18 protein-coding genes and 3 tRNA genes are annotated in these 21,508 nt (G+C 73.1%); 10 read left to right on the top strand and 11 right to left on the bottom strand.

Going from position 1 to position 21,508, the window contains the following annotated elements; translation table 11 throughout:
- Positions 1 to 39 precede the first annotated feature (39 nt).
- The 4 genes from ACFQSB_RS37570 to ACFQSB_RS37555 form a co-directional block, all read right to left on the bottom strand.
- Positions 40 to 114 (bottom strand) — tRNA-Val (locus ACFQSB_RS37570).
- 22 nt (positions 115 to 136) lie between these two features.
- A tRNA-Cys gene (locus ACFQSB_RS37565) sits at positions 137 to 207 on the bottom strand.
- Positions 208 to 237: 30 nt separating this feature from the next.
- Positions 238 to 310, bottom strand: a tRNA-Gly gene (locus ACFQSB_RS37560).
- A gap of 69 nt (positions 311 to 379) precedes the next feature.
- A complete protein-coding gene (locus tag ACFQSB_RS37555; RefSeq protein WP_354847559.1) occupies positions 380 to 1,036 on the bottom strand; it encodes an ACT domain-containing protein in 657 nt (218 codons plus the stop codon).
- A gap of 127 nt (positions 1,037 to 1,163) precedes the next feature.
- On the opposite strand from ACFQSB_RS37555, the gene dusB reads away from it, so the two are divergent.
- Positions 1,164 to 2,276 carry a tRNA dihydrouridine synthase DusB gene (gene dusB / locus ACFQSB_RS37550; RefSeq protein ID WP_380831912.1) on the top strand — a complete coding sequence of 371 codons (1,113 nt, stop codon included), beginning with the start codon at positions 1,164 to 1,166 and terminating at the stop codon, positions 2,274 to 2,276.
- Between the two features lie 105 nt (positions 2,277 to 2,381).
- On the opposite strand, the gene ACFQSB_RS37545 is transcribed toward dusB, so the two are convergent.
- Positions 2,382 to 4,874: a DEAD/DEAH box helicase gene (locus tag ACFQSB_RS37545; RefSeq protein ID WP_380831946.1), complete on the bottom strand. Its 2,493-nt coding sequence runs from the start codon at positions 4,872 to 4,874 to the stop codon at positions 2,382 to 2,384.
- Positions 4,875 to 5,169: 295 nt separating this feature from the next.
- Between ACFQSB_RS37545 and ACFQSB_RS37540 the strand changes: the two genes are divergently transcribed.
- Positions 5,170 to 5,958 (top strand): hypothetical protein, encoded by a 789-nt coding sequence (locus tag ACFQSB_RS37540; protein WP_380831910.1) that lies wholly within the window; start codon positions 5,170 to 5,172, stop codon positions 5,956 to 5,958.
- 274 nt (positions 5,959 to 6,232) lie between these two features.
- Positions 6,233 to 7,174: an HD domain-containing protein gene (locus tag ACFQSB_RS37535; RefSeq protein WP_380831909.1), complete on the top strand. Its 942-nt coding sequence runs from the start codon at positions 6,233 to 6,235 to the stop codon at positions 7,172 to 7,174.
- Positions 7,175 to 7,401: 227 nt separating this feature from the next.
- On the opposite strand, the gene ACFQSB_RS37530 is transcribed toward ACFQSB_RS37535, so the two are convergent.
- Both ACFQSB_RS37530 and ACFQSB_RS37525 read right to left on the bottom strand, forming a co-directional pair.
- The gene (locus ACFQSB_RS37530; RefSeq protein WP_380831907.1) at positions 7,402 to 7,671 is read right to left on the bottom strand and encodes a DUF4031 domain-containing protein; all 270 of its coding nucleotides are present in this window, start codon (positions 7,669 to 7,671) and stop codon (positions 7,402 to 7,404) included.
- Complete coding sequence (locus ACFQSB_RS37525) at positions 7,668 to 8,183, bottom strand: MarR family winged helix-turn-helix transcriptional regulator (RefSeq protein ID WP_380831905.1); 516 nt, start codon at positions 8,181 to 8,183, stop codon at positions 7,668 to 7,670. Before ACFQSB_RS37525 ends, ACFQSB_RS37530 begins: the two co-directional genes overlap by 4 nt.
- Before the next feature lie 60 nt (positions 8,184 to 8,243).
- Here ACFQSB_RS37525 and ACFQSB_RS37520 point away from each other — a divergent pair, with 60 nt between their 5' ends.
- The gene (locus tag ACFQSB_RS37520; protein ID WP_380831903.1) at positions 8,244 to 8,639 is read left to right on the top strand and encodes a VOC family protein; all 396 of its coding nucleotides are present in this window, start codon (positions 8,244 to 8,246) and stop codon (positions 8,637 to 8,639) included.
- A gap of 93 nt (positions 8,640 to 8,732) precedes the next feature.
- Here ACFQSB_RS37520 and ACFQSB_RS37515 read toward each other — a convergent pair whose 3' ends face one another.
- Together ACFQSB_RS37515 and ACFQSB_RS37510 are read right to left on the bottom strand one after the other, a co-directional pair.
- The gene (locus ACFQSB_RS37515) at positions 8,733 to 9,494 is read right to left on the bottom strand and encodes a rhomboid family intramembrane serine protease (protein WP_380831901.1); all 762 of its coding nucleotides are present in this window, start codon (positions 9,492 to 9,494) and stop codon (positions 8,733 to 8,735) included.
- A 306-nt stretch (positions 9,495 to 9,800) separates the two neighbouring features.
- A complete protein-coding gene (locus ACFQSB_RS37510; protein ID WP_380831899.1) occupies positions 9,801 to 10,211 on the bottom strand; it encodes a nitroreductase family deazaflavin-dependent oxidoreductase in 411 nt (136 codons plus the stop codon).
- Between the two features lie 163 nt (positions 10,212 to 10,374).
- On the opposite strand from ACFQSB_RS37510, the gene ACFQSB_RS37505 reads away from it, so the two are divergent.
- The 5 genes from ACFQSB_RS37505 (at position 10,375) to ACFQSB_RS37485 (ending at position 16,291) form a co-directional block, all read left to right on the top strand.
- On the top strand, positions 10,375 to 11,922 hold the full coding sequence (locus ACFQSB_RS37505; RefSeq protein ID WP_380831897.1) for an SDR family oxidoreductase: 1,548 nt from the start codon (positions 10,375 to 10,377) through the stop codon (positions 11,920 to 11,922).
- Positions 11,923 to 12,004: 82 nt separating this feature from the next.
- Positions 12,005 to 13,393 carry a GH12 family glycosyl hydrolase domain-containing protein gene (locus ACFQSB_RS37500; protein ID WP_380831896.1) on the top strand — a complete coding sequence of 463 codons (1,389 nt, stop codon included), beginning with the start codon at positions 12,005 to 12,007 and terminating at the stop codon, positions 13,391 to 13,393.
- Between the two features lie 459 nt (positions 13,394 to 13,852).
- Positions 13,853 to 14,914, top strand: a complete 1,062-nt coding sequence (locus ACFQSB_RS37495) for a hypothetical protein (protein ID WP_380831894.1) — start codon at positions 13,853 to 13,855, stop codon at positions 14,912 to 14,914.
- A gap of 280 nt (positions 14,915 to 15,194) precedes the next feature.
- The gene (locus tag ACFQSB_RS37490; protein ID WP_380831892.1) at positions 15,195 to 15,905 is read left to right on the top strand and encodes a hypothetical protein; all 711 of its coding nucleotides are present in this window, start codon (positions 15,195 to 15,197) and stop codon (positions 15,903 to 15,905) included.
- Positions 15,906 to 16,123: 218 nt separating this feature from the next.
- Complete coding sequence (locus ACFQSB_RS37485) at positions 16,124 to 16,291, top strand: hypothetical protein (RefSeq protein ID WP_354847591.1); 168 nt, start codon at positions 16,124 to 16,126, stop codon at positions 16,289 to 16,291.
- A 320-nt stretch (positions 16,292 to 16,611) separates the two neighbouring features.
- Here ACFQSB_RS37485 and ACFQSB_RS37480 read toward each other — a convergent pair whose 3' ends face one another.
- Both ACFQSB_RS37480 and ACFQSB_RS37475 read right to left on the bottom strand, forming a co-directional pair.
- Positions 16,612 to 17,517 carry a MurR/RpiR family transcriptional regulator gene (locus ACFQSB_RS37480; RefSeq protein ID WP_354923800.1) on the bottom strand — a complete coding sequence of 302 codons (906 nt, stop codon included), beginning with the start codon at positions 17,515 to 17,517 and terminating at the stop codon, positions 16,612 to 16,614.
- 138 nt (positions 17,518 to 17,655) lie between these two features.
- Positions 17,656 to 19,158: a glycoside hydrolase family 3 protein gene (locus ACFQSB_RS37475; RefSeq protein WP_380831891.1), complete on the bottom strand. Its 1,503-nt coding sequence runs from the start codon at positions 19,156 to 19,158 to the stop codon at positions 17,656 to 17,658.
- Positions 19,159 to 19,476: 318 nt separating this feature from the next.
- Here ACFQSB_RS37475 and ACFQSB_RS37470 point away from each other — a divergent pair, with 318 nt between their 5' ends.
- On the top strand, positions 19,477 to 21,210 hold the full coding sequence (locus ACFQSB_RS37470) for a glycoside hydrolase family 10 protein (protein ID WP_380831889.1): 1,734 nt from the start codon (positions 19,477 to 19,479) through the stop codon (positions 21,208 to 21,210).
- Positions 21,211 to 21,508: the final 298 nt, after the last annotated feature.

The raw sequence follows: 21,508 nt of genomic DNA, 5'->3' as shown, positions 1-21,508 counted from the left end.
ACGAAAGATCCCCAGGCCGTCGGCCTGGGGATCATCGTGTGGTGGGCGATACTGGGATTGAACCAGTGGCCTCTACCGTGTCAAGGTAGCGCTCTCCCACTGAGCTAATCGCCCTCGTGCGTCGATCGTCGCGCGGAGGTGGAGACGGGATTTGAACCCGTGTACGCGGCTTTGCAGGCCGCTGCCTCGCCTCTCGGCCACTCCACCGGGCAAGGCCTCTGCGCGGAGACCTCTCCGAGCGGACGACGGGATTCGAACCCGCGACCCTCACCTTGGCAAGGTGATGCTCTACCAGCTGAGCCACGTCCGCGTGCCGCCGCCGCGAGATCGCCTCCCGCGGTGACGAGAAGGAACTCTAGCGGGTTTTCCGCGTCTGTGCCTAACCGGCGGCCGAACCGCGGAAGGTGCGCGCCACGCTGCGCTCGACGGCCGGCAGGGTCAGGAAGATCTCCAGGATGCGGGTGAGCCGGTGCACCTCGATGCGATGGAACGGCGGCCCGTCCGCTCTGGCCAGCAGGAACGTCATGGCGAGCGGCGGCAGCGGCGCCGCGATGATGTGCAGCCCGGAGGGCAGCGTGTGCGCCTCGGGGCGCGGTGGCGTGATCGAGGGGAAGGGCACGTCCTCGGGGGCCCGCCAGCTCGCGTGGACCAGCGTGCGAGGCACCTTCTCGGTGCCCGCGGCGGCCCAGTCGGCGCTGAACAGCACGGGCATGGAGTCGATCATCGTGGCCAGGGCGCGGTCGCCCGCCGTGGTGATGTACTTGAGGATCTCCAGCTCGGGATAGGTGCCCGGCGCCTCGCGCGTGGTCCACACCCCTTCGACCGTGACGTCGGCCATACCCTCCAGACACTGGACCAGCGCCTCGCGCGGCGCCGAGTCGGGCCAGTACACCGTGAGGTCGTCCACCGCCCGGCCCTCGCCTCGTTCGAGCACCAGCAGCTGCGTGATGTCGGCGCCCGCGACCCCGAGGACGCGCGTGACCTGGCCGAGGGACCCCGGGCGGTCGGGCAGCGAGATACGCAGTCTCAGGAGCATCCAGCGCCTCCGATGTCACGTGGGGCGGAACCCCCTCCCAATCTAGCCGTCCCCGATCCTCGGGGTCCAAACGGCCCGGCCGGGCCGCCCGCGCCGCCCCGCCGGAAGGTGCGGTAGAAATGGGCAGGTGAAGATAGGTGCGTTCGAGGTCTGGCCTCCCGTGGTCCTCGCCCCGATGGCGGGCGTCACCAACGCGCCGTTCCGCACGCTCTGCCGCGAGCAGGGCGGCGGCCTGTACGTCTCCGAGATGATCACCACGCGGGCGCTGGTCGAGCGCAACGCCAAGACCCTGGCGATGATCCGTTTCGAGCCGGGTGAGCGGCCGAGGAGCGTCCAGCTGTACGGCGTCGACCCCACGGTCGTGGGCCGGGCGGTGGCGATGGTGGCGGAGGAGGGCCTGGCCGACCACGTCGACCTCAACTTCGGCTGCCCGGTGCCCAAGGTCACCAGGCGCGGCGGCGGCTCGGCGCTGCCCTACAAGCGCGACCTGCTGCGGCGCATCCTGCGCGCGGCGGTGGCCGCCTCCGGCACGCTCCCGGTCACGATCAAGATGCGCAAGGGCATCGACGACGACCACCTGACCTACCTCGACGCCGGCCGCATCGCCGCCGAGGAGGGGGTGAGCGCCGTCGCCCTGCACGCCCGCACCGCGGTGCAGCACTACGGCGGCACCGCCGACTGGGACGCCATCGCCCGGCTGAAGGACGCCGTCCCGCAGATCCCGGTGCTCGGCAACGGCGACATCTGGAGCGCCGACGACGCCGTGCGCATGATGCGGCGCACCGGCTGCGACGGGGTGGTGGTGGGCCGGGGCTGCCTGGGCCGCCCGTGGCTGTTCCGCGACCTGGACGACGCCTTCCACGGCCGGTCCGAACGCGCACGGCCGACGCTGGGGGAGGTCGCGGCGACCATGCGACGCCACGCCGAGCTGCTGGTCGAGTGCTTCGGCAGCGAGACCCACGGCGTGCTGGACTTCCGCAAGCACGTCGGCTGGTACCTCAAGGGCTTCACCGTCGGCGCCGACGCGCGCCGCGCCCTGGCCACCGCCCCCTCGCTCGACGTGCTGCGCGAGCACCTGGCGACGTTGCCCGCCGACCAGCCGTGGCCCGGCGAGGCGGCCGACGGCCCGCGCGGCAAGTCCACCCCCCGCGACCGCGTCCACCTGCCCGACGGCTGGCTCGACGACCCCTGCGACGGCACGGTCTCACCAGAAGCCGAACTGGAGACCTCAGGCGGCTGACGCGGTGACCGCAGACGTTCACCGGGCGCAGCTCTTCACTCGGCCATGTGCCGGAGTTGATCGGCGCCGGTTACGGCGCCCGAGCCGGTGTCGGGGCGCCGGCCGTCAGAGGCGGTCGACGGTGGTGACGTGGACGACGGCGCGGCCCTCCTCGTCGGAGGCGGCCAGGTCCACCTGCGCGCTGATGCCCCAGTCGTGGTCGCCCGCCGGGTCGTGGAACACCTGGCGCACCCGCCACAGCTCCTTCTCCTCCTCGATGAGCAGCAGCGCCGGCCCGCGGGCGTCCGGCCCGGTGCCGATCTCGTCGTGCTCCTCGAAGTAGTCGTCGAGCGCGGACTCCCAGTCGACGTCGGCCAGCTCGTGCAGCTCCTCGTACCGTTCGAGCGCCGCGAGCTCCACCATGCGGAACATCGCGTTGCGCACCAGCACGCGGAACGCGCGCCGGTTGGAGGTGACCGGCCGGGTGTTCTCCTCCAGCCCCGGCCGCTCGACCTCCTCCGACGGGTTCTGCAGCTGCTCCCACTCGTCCAGCAGGCTGGAGTCGACCTGGCGGACCAGCTCGCCCAGCCACTCGATGAGATCCTGGAGGTCCTCGGTCTTCATGTGGTCGGGGACGGTGCGGCTGAGCGTGCGGTAGGCGTCGGCCAGGTAGCGCAGCACCGTCCCCTCGGAGCGGGCCAGCTCGTAGAACTGGACGTACTCGGTGAAGGTCATCGCCCGCTCGTACATGTCGCGCACGACCGACTTGGGGCTGACCGCGTAGTCGCCCACCCACGGGTGCCCGCGCCGGTAGGTCTCGTACGCGCCGAGCAGCAGATCTTGCAGGGGCATCGGGTAGGTGACCTCGGCGAGCAGCTCCATGCGCTCCTCGTACTCGACGCCGTCGGCCTTCATCTGCCCCACGGCCTCGCCCCGGGCCTTGTTCAGCTGGGCGTGCAGGATCTGCCGCGGGTCGTCCAGCGTGGACTCCACGATGGAGACGATGTCCAGCGGATAGACCGGCGACTCGGCGTCCAGCAGCTCGAAGGCGGCCAGCGCGAAGGTCGCCAGGGCCTGGTTGAGCGCGAAGTCCTCCTGGAGGTCCACGGTGAGGCGGGCCATGCGGCCCTGCTCGTCCGGTTCGCGCAGCTTCTCGACCACCCCGCCGGCCAGCAGGGACCGGTAGATCGCGATGGCGTGGCTGATGTGCCGGCGCTGCGCCTTGCGGTCCTCGTGGTTGTCGGTCAGCAGGTGCTTCATCGCCGCGAAGCAGTCGCCGGGACGGTTGATCACGGCGAGCAGCATGGCGTTGCTGACCTTGAACCGTGAGTTCAGCGGCTCGGGCTCGGCCTTCTGCAGGCGCTCGAAGGTCTCCTCGCTCCAGCTGACGAACCCCTCGGGGGCCTTCTTGCGGACGACCCGGCGCCGCTTCTTGGGGTCGTCCCCGGCCTTGGCCAGAGCCTTCTCGTTCTCCACGACGTGGTCGGGCGCCTGGCAGACGACGTAGCCGAGGGTGTCGAAGCCCGCGCGGCCTGCCCGGCCGGCGATCTGGTGGAACTCGCGAGCGCGCAGCAGCCGCACGCGGTTGCCGTCGTACTTGCTGAGCGCCGTGAACAGGACCGTGCGGATCGGGACGTTCACCCCGACGCCCAGCGTGTCGGTGCCACAGATGACCTTGAGCAGGCCGGCCTGCGCCAGGCGCTCGACCAGACGGCGGTACTTGGGCAGCATGCCGGCGTGGTGGACGCCGATGCCGTGGCGCACCAGCCGCGACAGCGCCCGGCCGAACTTGGTCGTGAACCGGAAGCGGCCGATGAGCGTGGCGATGGCGTCCTTCTCGGCCTTGGTCGACATGTTGACGCTCATCAGCGCCTGCGCCCGCTCCATCGCCGCCGCCTGCGTGAAGTGCACGACGTAGACCGGGGCCGACTGCGTGGACAGCAGCTCCTCCAGCGTCTCGTGCAGCGGCGTGGTGCGGTAGCTGTAGTACAGCGGCACCGGGCGGGTCGCCGAGCGCACCACCGACGTCTCGCGGCCCGTGCGCCGGGTCAGGTCGGTCTCGAACCGGGTGACGTCCCCCAGCGTCGCCGACATCAGGACGAACTGCACCTGCGGCAGCTCAAGCAGCGGCACCTGCCACGCCCAGCCCCGGTCGGGCTCGGCGTAGAAGTGGAACTCGTCCATCACGACCTGGCCGATGTCGGCCCGCGCGCCGTCGCGCAGCGCGATGTTGGCCAGGATCTCGGCGGTGCAGCAGATGATCGGCGCCGACGCGTTCACGGCGGCGTCGCCGGTCATCATGCCGACGTTCTCGGTGCCGAACACGGCGCACAGGTCGAAGAACTTCTCCGACACCAGGGCCTTGATCGGCGCGGTGTAGAAGGTGCGCTCGCCCGCGGCCAGGGCGGCGAAGTGCGCCCCCGCCGCCACCAGGCTCTTGCCTGAGCCGGTCGGCGTGGCCAGGATCACGTTGTTGCCGTAGAGGATCTCGATCAGCGCCTCCTCCTGCGCCGGATACAGCGTCAGCCCGCGCTGGGTGTTCCACTCGACGAACGCTTCGAAGAGGGCGTCCGGGCCGGTGTCCTGGGGAAGGTGCTCGAGGAGGCTCACACCGTCAATACTGCCGAAGCCCACGCCATGGTCGATCCACCACAAGGTGAGAACTCCACCCCGCCCGACGTCCACACCCTTCCATGCCCGCCCCGGCGCCCGCCCCCGCCCGGCTTGACCCGGCGTCCACACCGCCCCGCTCCGGTCCGGTTCGGCGTCCGTACCCGCCGCGGCCCGGTTCTGCCTCCGGGGCCGCGCCCGCCCGGCCGATGGTCACCGGTTCGGTGAGGCTCCGGTGAACCCGTGCGGCCGGTGCCGCGTCTTCTGCGGGGGGCCGGCAGGCCCCGGGGGAGAGGGAGTGGCGATGCGTGGATCCACGACGGCCGTGATCATGGCGGCGATGACGGCGGCGGCGTTGGCGTTCGGCGCCGGCACGGCGGAGGCGGGAACGGCCCGCGCGAGCGCCCAGGCGTACGCGGGCACCGTGGTGCCGGCCGGGGTGACGGCGGCCACGGCGAGTGGGGCGCCGGCGGCGGCCGGGGTGGCCGCAGTGTCGGCGGCAACCGGGGTGGCCGCGGCCCCGGCGGGTGCGGTCGGCGCGGTGGGCGCGGTGGGCGCGGCTCCGGCGCCGGGGAAGGTCGCGAACAGGCTGTTCCGCGCGTGGCTGCGCGGCGACAGGAAGGCGGCCGCCGCCGTGGCGACCCCGGCGGCGGTCAAGACGCTGTTCGCCTACGTCTACCGCGCGCCGGACGAGTTCGCCGGCTGCGTGGGCGGAGCGTGCAGGTTCGTCCACACCAGCGTCCGCGTGCCCGGCGCCCTCAACGGCATTCTGATGATCGTCTCAGGCGGCACCGTCACGAAGGTGTACGAGTCACGCCATCTCACCACGGCGGGCAAGGCCGCCAAGCACCTGTTCGGCGCCTGGAAGGCGGGCGATCGGAACCGGGGCCTGGAGGTCGCCTCGGCCGGCGCGGTGAAGAAGCTGTTCCGCGCCCGGTTCGGCGGCGTGGGCTACATCTACCAAGGGTGCAGCCGGGAGACCGGCGGCACGAGTTGCGCCTACTCGTACGAGGGCGGCGCCATGCTGATGCACGCCCGCGGCAGCGCGACCAGGGGCTACGAGATCCGCTCGATCACCTACATCGCCGACTGAACCCCGGCGTACCGCACGGCCCGCCCACCGGCGGGCCAAGCCGACCAAGGCCATGCCGTCCCATCCGTCCCACCAAGCCGACCCGTGCCGTGCCGTGCCGTCAGGCTGAGCCCTGCCCTGCTGCCCATGCCGGACGACTGGGTCGAGCCCCGCTGTGGGGGCCCGCTGTGGGGGACCGCCGGACGGCCGGGTCGAGCCTGCCGTGGGGGACCGCCGGACGACTGGGTCGAGCCCTGCCGTGGCGGACCGCCGGACGGCCCGGCACGATAGGGGCATGACCGATCGCGCGACGGCCGGGACGGCCGGCCGGGGTGGGGAGCCGGACGAGCCCCGAGGCGCCGGCGATCTCGCGGCGGCTCGCGCGCCGGCCGGGGTGGACGGCCGGGATGGGGAGCCGGCCGGGGGGCTCGGAGGAGCCGGCGATCTCGTGGTGGCGTGGGCGGCCGTCGCCGGAGACTCGGCGGCGGCTCGCGCCGTCGTGGCGGAGCTGATCGCGCGCTGGTCGGAGCCGCACCGGCGCTACCACACGCCCGCCCACCTGCGTGCCGTGCTCGCCGCGATCGAGCCCCTCGCCGGGTTCGCCGCCGACACGGTGGCGGTCCGGCTGGCCGCCTGGTTCCACGACGCGGTGTACGACGGGCGGCCGGGGTGGGACGAGGAGCGCAGTGCTCAGCTCGCCACGGCGCGGCTCACCAGGCTCGCCCCTCCGCCCGTCCCGTCACCTTCCCCGGCCGGACGCCCCGGCGCGGCCGGAGGCTTCGACGGCCCGCTCGACGGCGGTTTCGACGATGGGCCGGACGGTGGACTCAACGGTCGGCCGCACGGTGGTCTCGACGGTGGGCCGGATGGTGGTCTCGGCGGCGGGCTGAACGGTGGTTTCGGCGGCGGGCTCGACGCCCGGCGGATCGCCGAGGTGGCGCGGCTGGTCCGGGTGACCGCCGGGCACGACCCCGCGCCGGGCGACCGCGACGGCGAGGTCCTGTGCGACGCGGACCTCGCCGTGCTCGCCGCACCAGGGTACGGGGCGTACGCCCGCGCGGTACGGGAGGAGTACCGCCATGTGCCGGACGAGGCGTTCAGGGCGGGCCGGGCGCGCGTGCTCCGAGACCTGCTCGCCGCGCCCACGCTGTACCGGACCCCGCTAGCCCGCGAGCTGTGGGAGGCCGGGGCGCGGAGCAACATGCGAGCCGAACTCGCCCGGCTGCTCGGCCCCTGAGATTCCGCCGCCGCCCGCCGCCCGCCGTGCGCTCAGAAGGCCGGGACATGTGGGGTGGGGGCGTGCCGGTCAGAGGCCGCCCTACACGTGCCGGTCAGGAGGCCGGCACGTGGGGGCGGCGGGAGTGCCGGTCGTGAGGCCGGGACGTGCGGAGTGGCGGGCGTGCTGGTCGTAGGCCGGTACCTGTGGGGTGGGGGGCGTGCTGGTCGTGAGGCCGGGCGTGGCGGTCAGGAGACCAGGCGGCGGCGTCGGCGGAGTCCGGCGGCGATGAGGCGTTTCACCAGCGTCTGGGAGGAGACCGGCTCGGCGCCGAGGGCGACGGCGCGGTCGTACACCGTCTCCGGCACGTCGTAGTGGTCGCGGTCGAACGCCCTGGGCGGGACGCCCAGCTCGGCGGCGAAGGCGTGCAGCTCGTCCAGCGAGATGTCGCTGACCAGGTGGGACCACAGCAGGTCGTGCGGCCCCGGCCAGTTCGGCGGATCGATGAGCACGGTCACGAAGGCGACGATATCGGCGTTTCCCGCTCCATTGGCACGTCGGTCTCGCCGGGGAGGAGGACGGCGCGCGGGTCCAAGCTCGCGTAGGCCTTGCGCAGCAGGCGGTGCAGCATCTCCCGCTCCTGCGCGTCGAGGGCGCGCAGGATGTCGTCGTGCACCTCCGCCGCGCGCCGCAGCGCCTCGTCCAGAGCCGCGCGTCCTTCGGCGGTTATCGACACCGAGTAGCGGCGGCGGTCGGCGGGGTCTCGCCCGCGGTCGACCAGGCGCGGGGGGAGCAGGGCGTCCATCACGGCGACCAGGTCGCTGGCGTCGATGCCGAGCCGCCTGCCGAGATCGCGCTGGGAGGCGGGGCCGAAGTCGGCGAGCGCGGCGAGCACCGCCATGTGCCACAGCCCGAGCCCCATCGACTCCAGTCGCTCGCCCATGCCGCGCCTGCCCGCGAGGCCGGTCTTGGACAGGACGAAGGCGGTCACGCCGAGCAGGGAGGGCGGCAGTTGCGGAACGTCGGTCACCTCGGCAGGATAGGGCACCACCAATCATTGGTGCACACCAACGATTAACGGAAGGCAATGATGGACGCCCTGTACCCGCGCCTGCTCGTGTCGCGTTTTCCCGAGTGCTTCCGCTTCTACGACGGCGTGCTGACCGAGGCGCTCGGCGGCACGCGCGCCAAGGGGGAGCCGTCCGGACCGTACGCCAACTGGGGTCTGGGCGATCAGTCCGTGCTCTCCCTGCTGGACCGCGCCATGATGGCCGGCGTCGTGGGCGATCTGCGACCCCCGGCGCCGTCGGACGCCGCGATGCTGGTGCTCACCGTCGGCGACGTCGACGCCGCGGCGGCCTGCGGGGAGCGGCACGGGGGCCGGGTCGTCGCCGCGCCGGCCGCCCGGCCCGAGTGGGGGCCCACCGTGCGCACCGCCCACCTGCGCGACCCCGACGGCAACCTGCTGGAGTTCCAGTCCTACTGAAGCCCCCCGCGGCTCGCGGACGCGGTCACCTGCGAGAAGGCCGTCGGGGGGACGGCGAACGCGCGTGGTCGCGACCCTCGGGGAACCCGGCGGTCACAGTCCCAGGTCGTCGAGTTCCTTCATCAGGGCGGCGCGGGAGGGGTCGGTGCTCGTGGGGGCCGGCCTGCTCGTCCCCGGCATGCCGGGAACGGGCCGTCCCAGGCCGGGCGCGGTGGCGCCCCCCAGCGGCCGTGCGGCGCCGGCGCCGGCGCCGGGAAGCGCGGAAGCGGCGCGCGGGCGGCGGTCGCGGAACAGCCAGCCGCCGAGGATGCCGCCGGCGAAGCCGAACAGGTGGCCCTGCCAGCTGAACTCGTCGGTCGGCAGCAGGCCGGTGAACTGGTAGGCGAAGCAGAGGCCCATGACCAGGCCGACGACGATGTCGATGCGGTGCCGGTCGAACAGGCCCCGGACCAGGATGTAGCCGAAGTACCCGAACACGACGCCGCTCGCGCCCGCCGTGACGCTGTTCGGCCCGGCGACGAACCAGACGCCGAGCCCGCTGGCGACCGCGATCAGCGCGGTCACCCCGAGGAACTTCACCACTCCCCGGTAGGCGGCCAGGAAGCCGAAGACGAACAGCGGGCCGGAGTTGCCCTCGATGTGGGCCCAGCTCCAGTGCAGGAACGGAGCGGTGACGATGTCGGGCAGCCGGGCGGGGTCGCGGGCGACGATGCCGAACGACTGGCTCAGGGAGTAGGCGGTGATCGCGTTCAGGATCTGCAGGACCCAGATCAGCGCCAGGAACCCGACCATGACCCAGAACGCCTTCCGCGCCTCGGCGATCATGATTTCGGCCGTCTGATTCTCGCTGCCCACCGCGTGCCTCCCTGGTCCTGCGTCCGCGCGGGACCCTCACGACCGGCAGGCCGCCATGGCCGGACCTCGTCCGGGCCTCCCCCTGTGGTTCCGCCCCGACATCTTCGCAAATCCCGTGCCGTCAGGGCCACCGGTCACCGGGGAGCGGCCGACGTCCTCCAAGAAGGACACCGGCCGCCGCCGTCCTCGGCCGCAGGCCACCGCCCGCGGGCCATCACGCCATCACGCCGCCCGTGCCCGTCGCCCGTGACCCGTCGCCTGCCGCCCGCGGGCCGCGGACGGCGGTGGGAAGGGGGTCGGGCGAGATCACAGGTCGCCGGTGCGCTCCAGGACCACGACGGGGATCTCGCGGTTGGTCTTGGTCTGGTACTCGTCGTACTGCGGCCAGGTCGCCGTCATCAGCCGCCACAGCTCCGGCTTCTCCTGCGGCGTCGCCGTGCGGGCCCTCGCCCGGAAACGGTCGCCCATGACCTGCACCTCCACCTCGGGGTGGGCCTGCAGGTTCAGGTACCAGTCCGGCGACTTGGGGTCGCCGCCCTTGGAGGCGACGATGACGTAGTCGTCGCCGTGCCGCTGGTAGATCAGCGGGTTGACGCGATCCTCGCCGCTCGTGCGGCCCTTGGTGGTGAGGAGCAGCGTGGTCGTGCCGTTCCAGTCGTGGCCTTCCTTGCCGTCTGTGGCGCGATACCGCTCAACGTGCTCTTTGCCGTAAAGCATGTCGATTGCCCTCTTTCATAGGTGGATGTCCCGGGGTCTACCCGGTATCCCGGAGATGATCCGCCTCCACGACGAGACCGTCATCTCGGGTCCGCCGGGCGCGTGGCGCAACCGGCCCGGGCCGGGGGCACGAATCAGCTAGGGGAGTCGAGGGGGTGGCGAGATGGCGCGATGCCTGGTGACGGGCGCGACCGGCTACATCGGCGGCCGGCTGGTGCCCGAGTTGCTGGAGGCCGGTCACGCCGTGCGCTGCATGGCCCGCTCGTCGGCGCGCCTGCGCGGCCAGGTGTGGCGCGACCGGGTGGAGGTCGCCGAGGCGGACGCCACCGACCTGGCGGCGACCAGAGCGGCCCTGGAAGGGGTGGACGTCGCCTTCTACCTGATCCACACCATGGCCGCCGGCCGCGACTTCGCCGAGCGCGACCGCGCCGCGGCGCGGACCTTCGCGCTGGCGGCCAGGGAGGCGGGGGTGCGCCGCATCGTGTACCTCGGCGGCCTCACCCCCGCCGAGCGGCCCTCCCCGCACATGCGCTCGCGCGCCGAGGTGGAGGCCATCCTGCGCTGCTCGGGAGTGCCCACGGTCGCGTACCGGGCGTCGGTGATCATCGGCTCGGGGTCGGTGTCCTTCGAGATGCTGCGGTATCTGACCGAGCGGCTGCCGGTCATGACCACGCCCCGCTGGGTGCGCACCCGGACGCAGCCCATCGCGATCAGGGACGTGCTGCGCTACCTGGTCCGCGCGCTGGACATCCCGCCGGGCGCCGAGCGGGCCTACGACATCGGCGGCCCCGACGTGCTGACCTACGCGCAGATGATGCGGGGCTACGCCGAGGCCGCCGGGCTCCCGCCACGGCTGATCATCCCGGTGCCGCTGCTCACGCCCAGCCTTTCCAGTCACTGGGTCGGGCTGGTCACCCCCGTCCCGGCGGGCGTGGCGCGGCCGCTGGTCGAGTCGCTGCGCAACGAGGCGGTCTGCCGTGAGCACGACATCGCCCGGTACATCCCCGACCCGCCGGAGGGCCTGACCTCCTTCGGGCAGGCGGTGCGGCTCGCCCTGCTGCGCATCAAGGAGGCCGACGTGGCGACGCGCTGGTCCTCGGCCTCGACGCCCGGCGCGCCCAGCGACCCGCTGCCGACCGACCCCGACTGGGCCGGCGGCAGCCTGTACATCGACGAGCGGTCCAGGGCGGTGCGGGCCTCCCCGGAGGCGCTGTGGCGGGTCATCGAGGGCATCGGGGGCGGCAACGGCTGGTACTCCCTGCCGGTCGCCTGGTGGGTGCGCGGCCTCGCCGACCGGGCCGTCGGCGGGGTGGGGCTGCGCCGGGGCCGGCGCGACCCGGCCCGGCTGCGCGTCGGCGACGCCCTGGACTTCTGGCGGGTGGAGGAGATCGAGCCGGGCCGCCTGCTGCGGCTGCGCGCGGAGATGCGCCTGCCAGGGCTCGCCTGGCTGGAGCTGTGCTGCCGCCGTGCGGACGGCGCGACCGTCTACGGCCAGCGGGCGATCTTCCACCCGCGCGGGCTGCTGGGCCACCTGTACTGGTGGGCGGCCTACCCCTTCCACGGGCTGATCTTCGGGCGGATGCCCGGCAACGTGGCGCGCGCGGCCGAGGCCGGCGATGGCGGCGGGGGCGGCGGGGGCGGCACTGAAACTTTCAGCGCACAATCGGGTGTCGTGCCTGCTCAAACGGGCGAACGCGGCCGCCCGCGCTAACGGGTCCTGTTCGGTGGCGGTGAGCCAACCTAGGGTCGCGACAGATTGGGAGCGCTCCCACATCCCACCCCCCGGAGGCAAGATGAAACGCCGAGCACTGAGAGCCCTGACGGCCGTCCTCGCCGCCGTGGGCTCGATCCTCATGATGTCGGTGGTCGCCGGTCCCGCCCGCGCGGACGTCCAGATCTGCGAGAAGTACGGCGCCACCACCATCGCCGGCGGCAAGTACGTCGTGATCAACAACAACTGGGGCGACGACACCCAGCAGTGCATCAACGTCACCTCGAGCGGGTTCGCCATCACCCAGGGCAACCACAACAAGCCGCAGAACGGCGCGCCGGGCTCCTACCCCGCCGTCTACGCCGGCTGCCACTACGCCAACTGCAGCACGGGCAGCAGCCTGCCGATGCGCGTCACCGACAGCCGGTTCGCCGGCATCCAGACCAGCGTCAGCATGACCTATCCCGGAAGCGCCGGCGTGTACGACGCCTCCTACGACATCTGGTTCGACCCGACGTCCCGCACCGACGGCCAGAACACCGGGGCCGAGCTGATGGTCTGGCTCAACCACACCGGGTCGGTGCAGCCGGTGGGCTCCCGGGTGGCCACCGTCAACCTGGCCGGCGGCACCTGGGACGTCTGGTACGGCAACAGCGGCTGGAACGTCATCTCCTACGTGCGCACCTCGCCGACCAGCTCGATCAGCTTCAACGTCAGCACGTTCTACAACGACATGCTCAGCCGCGGCTACGTGCAGAACTCCTGGTACATGACCAGCGTGCAGGCCGGCTTCGAGCCCTGGGTCGGCGGCACCGGCCTGGCCGTCAACAACTTCTCTTACACCGTCGGCGGCGGCAACAACGGCGGCGACACACAGGCGCCCTCCGCGCCGTCCAACCTGCGGGCCTCGAACGTCACCTCCAGCGGCGTGAGCCTGGCCTGGAACGGCTCCAGCGACAACGTCGGCGTGACCGGGTACGACGTCTACCGCGGCTCCACCCTCGTCGGCACCACGAGCGGCACCTCCTACAACGTCAGCGGGCTGTCCGCCTCGACGGCGTACTCCTTCTCGGTGCGGGCGCGTGACGCCGCGGGCAACACCTCCCAGGCCTCCAACACCGTCTCGGTGACCACCACCTCCGGCGGCGGCAACCCCGGCGGCTCCTGCCGGGTCACCTACACCAAGAGCGAGTGGGCCGGCGGATTCACCGCCAACATCACCGTCGGCAGCGCGAGCGCCGTCAACGGCTGGACGCTCGCCTTCACCTTCCCGGGCGACCAGAGGGTCACCAACGCCTGGAACGCCACCGTCTCGCAGAGCGGCTCGTCGGTGACCGCCAGGAACGTGGACCACAACGGGTCGATCCCGGCGAACGGCACCGCGTCCTTCGGGTTCCAGGGCACCTGGTCCTCCAGCGACGCCTCGCCGACCTCCTTCACCCTGAACGGCACCGCCTGCACGACCGGCTGATCTGCGGTCCGCGGCGGGGTGACCCCACCTCCCCGCGGTGGTGATCCCGCATCCCGCGGTGGCGATCCGCCCGCCCGCGGTGGCGGAAGAAGGGCCGGGTACGCGCGCCCGTACCCGGCCCTTTCCATGCCCGCGCCCGAGCCGGTCCCGGCGGCCGGCGCTGAACGGCGTTCCGCCTTAGGCGGGCCATCTGACCCGGGCCGGTGCGGAGGTCGTGTCACACCTCACCCGCCATCCCAAGGACGCGCCTTCTGCGGAGGAGGTCGGCAAGGCCGCCGCCACGCCAGGTCGTGCGAGCGGATGCGTCATCACGTAGACGGAAATCGAGGCGATGCGTCATTACGTAGACGGATATATCGCTCCTGCGGGAGACTGTCGTGATTGATCATTGGCCGAGCGGGAGCGGCCGGCGTGGCCGCGACGGTCCGCTCCTGACGTGTTCAGCCGGGGGGGCATCCCATGAGCCCGAGCCTCATGACCGGGACGGACCCGGGGCCGTTCAGACTGCGGCGCGACACCCGCGAGCTGCCGCAGGCGGTCGCGGCGCTGGCCGGGGCGCTGCCGGTACGGAGCCTCGCGGCCGTGCTCGCCGCCGCCAACCGCACCGCCGTCCGCAAGGGGGCCACGACGGCGTTCGGGTCGATGTCGCCCAAGCCCGCCGACTGGTACTGCTTCGAGCAGGGCGACAACGACACCCTCGACTGGTACCCGCAGGGCATCACCGGCAGTTCGGAGGCGGGCCGCAAGGACGCCCAGGTGTTCGCGGTGAGCTGGTACTGGAAGCCCGACGGCAAGGCGGCCGAGCGCGGGGTGCGCGTCTCCTTCCTCAGCACCGCCACCCGCAAGTACCGGCACGTCCTGCTCGTGGAGCCCGTCAAGGGGGCCGACTACAAGGCGATCAACATCCACGCGGGCGGCCTGGCCTGGTACGGCGACCTGCTCTACGTCGCCGACACCGGCCGCGGGATCCGGGTCTTCGACACCCGGCACATCTACGAGGTGCAGGGCGACGACGACAAGATCGGCAAGCGTGGCGGCGCGTACCACGCCTTCGGCTACCGGTACGTGATGCCGCAGGTGGACGCCTGGAGCGGCACCGGCTCCGCCCGGTTCTCCTTCGCCGCCGTCGACCGGAGCGCGAGCCCGCACCTGCTCGTCTCCGGCGAGTACGTGGACCCCGCGCAGGAGCCCGGCACGACCGGACGGGTGGCGCGCTGGGAGCTGGGCGCCGGCGCCGGTCTGGAGGCCGGGCCGGACGGGCTCGTGCCCGCCGCGCACGCCTTCACCCTCCCGGCGGCCAAGATCCAGGGCGCGCTGTCCCGCCAGGGACGCTGGTACCTCAGCCAGGCGGCCTCTTCGGTCAAGAACGGCTCGCTCCTGGTGATCGCGGACGGACAACCGGCCCAGGTCCGCAAGTTCCCGATCGGCCCGGAGGACCTCACCTGCTGGAACGAGAAGGACCAGCTCTGGAGCCTCACCGAGTTCCGCGGCCGCCGCGTGCTGTTCGGCGTCCCCTTCTGACGGTGCCGGTGGAGGACGGCGCCTCCCGGCGGGCTCTGGGTCCGACGTCCGGCTGACCTGGAGTCCTCGGCCGGATCCGCCGGCTGCGGCCGCGATGCGCTCGTCCGCACCCAGCGGACCTGGCCTCGCCGGCGCTTGCGACGCTTTCAACCCGCTTGCCGGGCCGGCGTCAAGCGGTGGTCAATGGGACTGCAGGTGACCGGCCGTATCTCTTGAGTGCGAAAGACGCCCCGGGCGAGCCGGCCGGGGCGGCGGGACCCTCACACTCAAGGAGACAACGATGAAGCGCACCCTCCTCGGACTCGCCGTCGCCGCCGTCGCGGGCCTGTCGGTCACCGTCCCCGCGACCTCGGCCTCCGCCGCCACCGGCGACTTCGGCCCCGACACCTGCCGCGAGGGCTTCGTCTGGCGCGAGGCCCGCCCCGCGGACCACGTCTGCGTCACCGGAGGCATCCGCACCCAGACCCGCTCGGACAACGCCGCCGCCGGGCGCTGGACCTCCGGCGCCTTCGGTGCGCACACCTGCGTCGACGGATACGTCTGGCGGGAGGCGTTCAGCGGCGACGACGTGTGCGTCACCCCGGCGGTGCGCCGTCAGGCCGCCCTGGACAACGGGCAGGCCGCCGACCGCAAGGTCTCGGCCCGCCTGTGGATCAACCGGTACACCGTGCCGCCGCGCGACAACGGCGACGGCACCTCGACCTCCACCTCGGTCGACGACATCCCGCGCATCAAGATCAGCGGCGACCACTACAACTTCGGCCAGGTGCGTCTCTACCTGCGCTACAACACGGGACGCACCTTCTGGAGCGGCACCGTGACCGCGAGCTCCCACGGCGGCTTCGCGGGCGGCAGCTTCGGCAAGAAGACCGGCGCCTTCGACTGCTCGCGCGCCGGCAAGGCCGCCAACGGCTACGCCCAGGCCTACGACGTCCTGTCCGGCCGCTGGTCCTCCCGCGTCCCCGTCACGATCGGCTGCGCCGTCCTGTGACCCCCGCCCGCGATGCGCAGCCTGATCGTGCGAGCCCCGAAGCGAAGCGCGAACCCGGGCCGCATCCTGGGGCCGGGGCGAAGCGCGAACCCCGGCCCCATTCAGGGGTACGGGGCGAAGCGCGAACCCCGGCCGCACCCTGAGGGGCGACCCTGACTCGTCCCTGAACCACCCGCCGCGGGGTCCCGCGGCGGTGCGCGGAGATCTAGCCTGGGGTCATGGCTCGAATCCTTCTCCTCATCGCCGCCGTCATCATCGGCTTCATGCTGCTCGGCACCGTGATCAGCCTGGTCGCGGGCATCCTCAAGTGGGCGCTCATCATCGGCGTGGTCGTCCTCGCCTACATGGCCGTCTCCCGCCTCCTCCACTCCCGCCACTCGGCCTGACCCCGCACGGACGTCCCGGCCTCACGCACCCGGCCCGCGCGCGGACGCACGGCGCGGGCGGTGCGTCGTCCGCAGGGCAGGCCAGAGACGAGGGCGCCCGGCCGGTGCTCACCGCTCCGCGGGCGGCCGCAGGTCGGCGTACCTCGTGATCTGGACGGCCGGCACGATGACGGCCGCCATCTCGAGTAACGAGAAACCACGAGCGTGGCGGACGTCGCTCCCATGAACCAGGGCCCGCGTCGCCGATCGCCCGGTGGTCATACCTGCCTGGCGGCCTCTCGGGCATCACCGCCGCCGCGGACACGTGCGCCAGTGAGCGGTCAGGACGGGCGGCGGGGGCGGGAGCGGGAATCGGTGAGGAAGGTGTCCACGGCGTCGCGGGTGGTGCGGAGGGCCTCGTTGGAGACCTCGGAGGTGCGCTGGGCGACGCCGACGAACACGTAGTCGACGACCAGGAGCTGACTGATCCTGCTGGCCAGCGCGCCGGGGCGGAAGGCCGTCTCGCGGCCGGCCGAGATCAGCACGTGGTCGCACCCCTCGGCCAGCGACGAGCGCGGGTTGTTGGTGATGGCCACCGTGGTCGCCCCCGCCTTGCGCGCCAGGCGCATCGGCTCCAGGACGTCGGGGGTCTCGCCGGTGCAGCTCACCCCGACCGCGACGTCGCCGGCCCTGAGCAGGACCGCGCTGGTCAGCGCCAGGTGGGCGTCGGTGAAGGCGTGGGAGGACAGGCCGATGCGCAGCAGTTTCTGCGCCATGTCGGTCGCGACCAGCCCCGAGGCGGCCACCCCGTAGACGTCGACGCGGCGCGCGCCGATGATGGCGTCGACCACCTCGCCGAGCCGTTCGGGGGACAGCTGGGCCGCGGTGTCCTCGATGGCCTCGCGTTCTGCCCGGGCGACCTTGGCGATCACGTCGGAAAGCGGGTCGTCGGGGGCGAGGTCGCCGGGAACGAGCCGGTCGGGGCCGTGACGGGTGGCGGCGGCCGCGGCCAGCGCCAGCCTGAGCTGGGCGTACCCCGAGAAGCCCAGCACCCGGGCGGTGCGCACGATGGTCGCCTCGCTGGTCGAGGAGGCCGCGCTGAGCTCGGTGATCGTGCTGCGGGCGACCGTCGCCGGATCGTCCAGGATGAGCCGCGCGATGATCTGCGCGGAGGGGGTCAGCGAGGGGAGCACGGCCCGCACCCGGGCGACCAGGTTCTCCGGGGTCGAGCGCTGCGGGTCGATCATGCGGTTCCTTTTCTGTTACCGACACATTACTCAATCCTGGTCGTGGCGAACCCCCAAGTTGGCGCCGTTTTGTGTCGTTCCACTCGTCGCCGCCCGCGGCGAACCGTGCGACGGCGTGGTTCTGTGTCGTTCCGGGCTTCAGCGGCCGGTGAGCCATTCCGCGGCGGCCAGCGACGAGACGCGGGAGTTGCCGTTGGTGGCCAGGTAGACCGCTCCCGCCGGGTGGCCGGGCAGGCCCATCTCGACCACGACGGCGTCCGGGCGGCGCCGCAGGATCTCCGCCAGGCGGTCGCGCATCCACGCGTGCCGGTGGGCGTCGTGCGTGACGACCACCACGGGGGCCTGCTCGGGCTCGCGCAGCGGGGGAACCGCGTCCCGGCCGGGCGTCAGGACGGCGCGCTCGGTGCCGGGCAGCAGCGCGGCCAGCGCCTCGCCGGGCCCGTACGGCAGGGCGCCGCCGATCGCCTGGTGGGGGCGGGCGGTCATCTCGACCACCTGTGGCGGCCGGGTGAGGACGGGCCGGTCCGGCGAGGCGTCCCCGGCGGGGATCGTGACGCGCAGCGCCCGCCGGGCGGCGTCCAGGCCGAGCGTGGACACCCCGTAACGGGGGTCGCGCCCGATCGTCCCCGGCTGCGCCGGTGCGACGTGGGAGGCGTGCCAGGCGGCGAGGGCGCGCACGCGGCCGGCCGCCTCCGCCAGCCGTGACTCGGGCAGGGCGCCCTCGTGGACCGCGCGGACGATGCCCTCGCGCAGGGCGGTGACGTTCTCGCCGCCGGGGGTGGAGGCGCCCACGCAGATCGCGTCGGCGCCCGCGGCGAGCGCGCGCACGGCGATCTCCGGCGGGGGAAGGAGGGCGGCGACGGCCTTCATCTCGATCGCGTCGGTCACCGTCACCCCCGTGAACCCCAGTTCCAGGCGCAGCAGACCGGTCAGGACGCGGCGGCTCAGCGTGGCGGGCAGGGCGGGGTCCAGGGCGGGGACCATGAGATGGCCGCACATCACGGCGCGCACCCCGGCGGCGATGGCGGCGCGGAAGGGCGGCAGGTCGCGGCGCTCCAGCAGGTCGCGGGAGGCGTGCACGGTGGGCAGCGCGAGATGGGAGTCGGTCACGGTGTCGCCGTGCCCGGGGAAGTGCTTGGCGCAGGCCGCGACGCCCGTGCTCTGCAGCCCGGTGACCCAGGCGGCCGAGTGCCGGGCGACCAGGCCGGCGTCGGCGCCGAAGGAGCGGATGCCGATGACGGGGTTGGCGGGATCGGCGTTGACGTCCACGTCGGGGGCGTAGTCCAGGGTGATCCCGGCCTCGGCGAGCAGCAGGCCGATCTCCCGCCCGGTCGCCTCGGTGGTGGCGGGGTCGTCCAGGACGCCGAGGGCGGCGTTGCCGGGCCAGGAGCTGCCGGTGGCGGCCTCGAGGCGGGTCACCGTGCCGCCTTCCTCGTCCACGGCCACGATGACCTGCGGATTCTCCTCGCGCAGCCGCCGGACTAGCCTGGGGGTGTCCTCGGAGATGTTGCGGGCGAACAGCACCACGCCGCCGAGCCCGCCGGCGAGGTGGCCGAGCAGCCAGCCGGGCGGGGTCGTGCCGTCGAACCCGGGCTGGAGCACCGTGGCGGCGAGGCGGTCGAGATCGGGACTGTGCGGCATGCGGGCTTCCGGTGGTCGGGGACCTGCTCCGCCACGGTTGTGGCGATGGACGGCTTTGCGCGTATCTTCTAGGAAGATTTCCTTCATTGGCTCCCGGTTAGGTCACGGCCTGATGACAACTTTCTTCAGATCCATTGATCCTCGGGAAGTTATCTGTCATCTTCGCGCCCGAGGCCGCGGTGGGCGGGCATGTCATGGTCGTCCGCGCGGCCTCACCATCGGAGCACGCCAGAGAGCACCTCAGGGAGCACCTCAGGGAGCGAGGTCCGCCCCTCCGTCGTCCGGGAGGGCGGCGTCGCCACGCCGACAGGAGGCCGCATGAACAGCCGTCCGCTGACCCGCAGGGCCGTACTCGGCGGCCTCGCCGCGGCCGCGTTGAGCCCCGTCGCCCTCGGCCAGGCCCAGGCGCGGGCCGCCGGCGCCGTCCCGCTCACCGGACCGCGCGGCGCCGGCGCCGCGCACGCCTCGCCCGGCGGCGCGGTGGACGGCCCCTCCGCGCGCCAGATGCGCGGCATGTGGATCGCCTCGGTCGTCAACATCAACTGGCCCTCCCGCACCGGGCTGACCGTGGAGCAGCAGAAGAGCGAGTTCGTCTCCTGGCTGGACTTCGCGCGCTCGCGGCGGCTCAATGCGGTGTTCGTGCAGGTGCGGCCGACCGCCGACGCGTTCTGGCCCTCCCGGTACGAGCCGTGGTCGCAGTACCTCACCGGCGTCCAAGGTCAGGACCCGGGCTACGACCCGCTCCGCTTCATGGTCCAGGCCGCCCACGAGGGCGGGCTCGCCTTCCACGCGTGGTTCAACCCCTACCGCGTCTCGATGCAGGCCGACCTCGAACAGCTCGTCCCCGACCACCCGGCGCGGCAGAACCCCGCCTGGCCCGTCGCCTACGGCGGCAAGCTGTACTACAACCCCGGGCTGCCGGAGGTCCGCGCGTTCGTGCAGGACGCCATCATGGACGCGGTCGAGCGGTACGACATCGACGGGGTCCACTTCGACGACTACTTCTACCCCTACCCCGTCGCCGGCCAGGAGTTCGACGACGCCGAGGCCTACGCCGACCACGGGACGGGCTTCCCTGACAAGGCGGCCTGGCGGCGGCACAACGTCAACCTGCTGATCGAGGAGATGAGCGAGCGCGTCCGGGAGGCCAAGCCGGAGGTGCAGTGGGGGGTGAGCCCCTTCGGCATCTGGCGCAACGCCACGACCGACCCGCTCGGCTCGGCGACCTCCGGGTCCCAGTCCTACGACAGCCAGCACGCCGACACCCGCCTGTGGGTGAAGCGGGGCTGGCTGGACTACGTCGCCCCGCAGATCTACTGGAACATCGGCCTGCCGGTGGCCGACTACGCGGTGCTGGCCCCGTGGTGGGCGCAGGTCGTCGCCGGCACCGGCACTCAGCTGTGGGTCGGGCAGGCCGCCTACAAGGTGGGCGTCGCCGGGCAGCCCGCCGCCTGGCAGGACCCGGCGGAGCTGTCGCGCCACCTGACCCTGAACCTGGACCACCCCGAGATCGGCGGCGACATCTACTACAGCGCGGGCGACCTGCGCGCCGACCGGCTCGGGTCCACCACGCGGCTGGTGGCCGACCACTACGCGCGCCCGGCCCTGCTCCCGGTGCTCCCGCGGCTCGCCTCCGGCCCCCGGCCCAAGACGCCCGTCCTCACCCAGGCCCGCACCGCCGCCGGCGGCGGCGTCGCCCTTTCCTTCCAGGCCGCAGGCCGGCCCGAACCCTGGCTGTACGCGGTCTACCGCTTCGACGAGGAGGACCCGGCCCCGGCGCCCACGGCCACGGGCGGCCCGGAGCCCACCGCCGCCGGGAGCCCGCCCGCGCCCGCGACGCGCGGCGCCGCCCATGCCGGTGCCGGCGGTCATGGCGGCCGTGACGGCTGCGACCCGGAGGAACTGGCGGCGCATCTCGTCGCGGTGGTGCCCGGCGGGCGCCGCGCCCAGTACACCGATCCCGCCGGCGGGCGCGGGTCGCACTACCGCGTCACCGCTCTCGACCGCGCCAACCGCCAGAGCCCGCCCAGCCCCGCCCGCCGCGCCCTCTGACCGGCACCGCGACGCGCCAGGCCGCCAGGAGTCGGCGGCGTACGGCCTCGGCTCCGCGCGGTGGTGGTGGAGGCCACTGGGAGGCGGCGGTTGCTCGGCTCGGCGCTGCGCGATGGTGGTGCAGGCCGCGAGGAGGCGGCGGCGTACGGCCTCGGCCCTGCACGGTGGTGGTTCAGGCCGCCAGGAAGGGTCTCGCTCGGCCTCGGCGCTGCGCGATGGTGGTGCAGGCCGCGAGGAGGCGGCGGGTCGCGGCCTCCGCCGGCGCGGCGGCGCCGGCGGGCAGGGCCGCGCGCAGCGC

The organism is Sphaerisporangium rhizosphaerae (assembly GCF_042665155.1).
Classification (GTDB): domain Bacteria; phylum Actinomycetota; class Actinomycetes; order Streptosporangiales; family Streptosporangiaceae; genus Sphaerisporangium; species Sphaerisporangium rhizosphaerae.
The sequence above is the reverse complement of the archived record's forward strand: the minus strand, read 5'-3'. Positions and strand labels throughout refer to the sequence as shown.

Excerpts from the sequence above, each read along its gene's own strand:
- ACFQSB_RS37500 (WP_380831896.1), top strand. The coding sequence starts at position 12,005 with ATGAAACGCCGAGCACTGAGAGCCCTGACGGCCGTCCTCGCCGCCGTG.
- ACFQSB_RS37475 (WP_380831891.1), bottom strand. The coding sequence starts at position 19,158 with ATGCCGCACAGTCCCGATCTCGACCGCCTCGCCGCCACGGTGCTCCAG.
- ACFQSB_RS37540 (WP_380831910.1), top strand. The coding sequence starts at position 5,170 with ATGCGTGGATCCACGACGGCCGTGATCATGGCGGCGATGACGGCGGCG.
- ACFQSB_RS37535 (WP_380831909.1), top strand. The coding sequence starts at position 6,233 with ATGACCGATCGCGCGACGGCCGGGACGGCCGGCCGGGGTGGGGAGCCG.
- ACFQSB_RS37510 (WP_380831899.1), bottom strand. The coding sequence starts at position 10,211 with ATGCTTTACGGCAAAGAGCACGTTGAGCGGTATCGCGCCACAGACGGC.
- ACFQSB_RS37490 (WP_380831892.1), top strand. The coding sequence starts at position 15,195 with ATGAAGCGCACCCTCCTCGGACTCGCCGTCGCCGCCGTCGCGGGCCTG.
- ACFQSB_RS37480 (WP_354923800.1), bottom strand. The coding sequence starts at position 17,517 with ATGATCGACCCGCAGCGCTCGACCCCGGAGAACCTGGTCGCCCGGGTG.
- ACFQSB_RS37520 (WP_380831903.1), top strand. The coding sequence starts at position 8,244 with ATGGACGCCCTGTACCCGCGCCTGCTCGTGTCGCGTTTTCCCGAGTGC.
- ACFQSB_RS37495 (WP_380831894.1), top strand. The coding sequence starts at position 13,853 with ATGAGCCCGAGCCTCATGACCGGGACGGACCCGGGGCCGTTCAGACTG.
- ACFQSB_RS37505 (WP_380831897.1), top strand. The coding sequence starts at position 10,375 with ATGGCGCGATGCCTGGTGACGGGCGCGACCGGCTACATCGGCGGCCGG.
- ACFQSB_RS37470 (WP_380831889.1), top strand. The coding sequence starts at position 19,477 with ATGAACAGCCGTCCGCTGACCCGCAGGGCCGTACTCGGCGGCCTCGCC.
- ACFQSB_RS37555 (WP_354847559.1), bottom strand. The coding sequence starts at position 1,036 with ATGCTCCTGAGACTGCGTATCTCGCTGCCCGACCGCCCGGGGTCCCTC.
- ACFQSB_RS37485 (WP_354847591.1), top strand. The coding sequence starts at position 16,124 with ATGGCTCGAATCCTTCTCCTCATCGCCGCCGTCATCATCGGCTTCATG.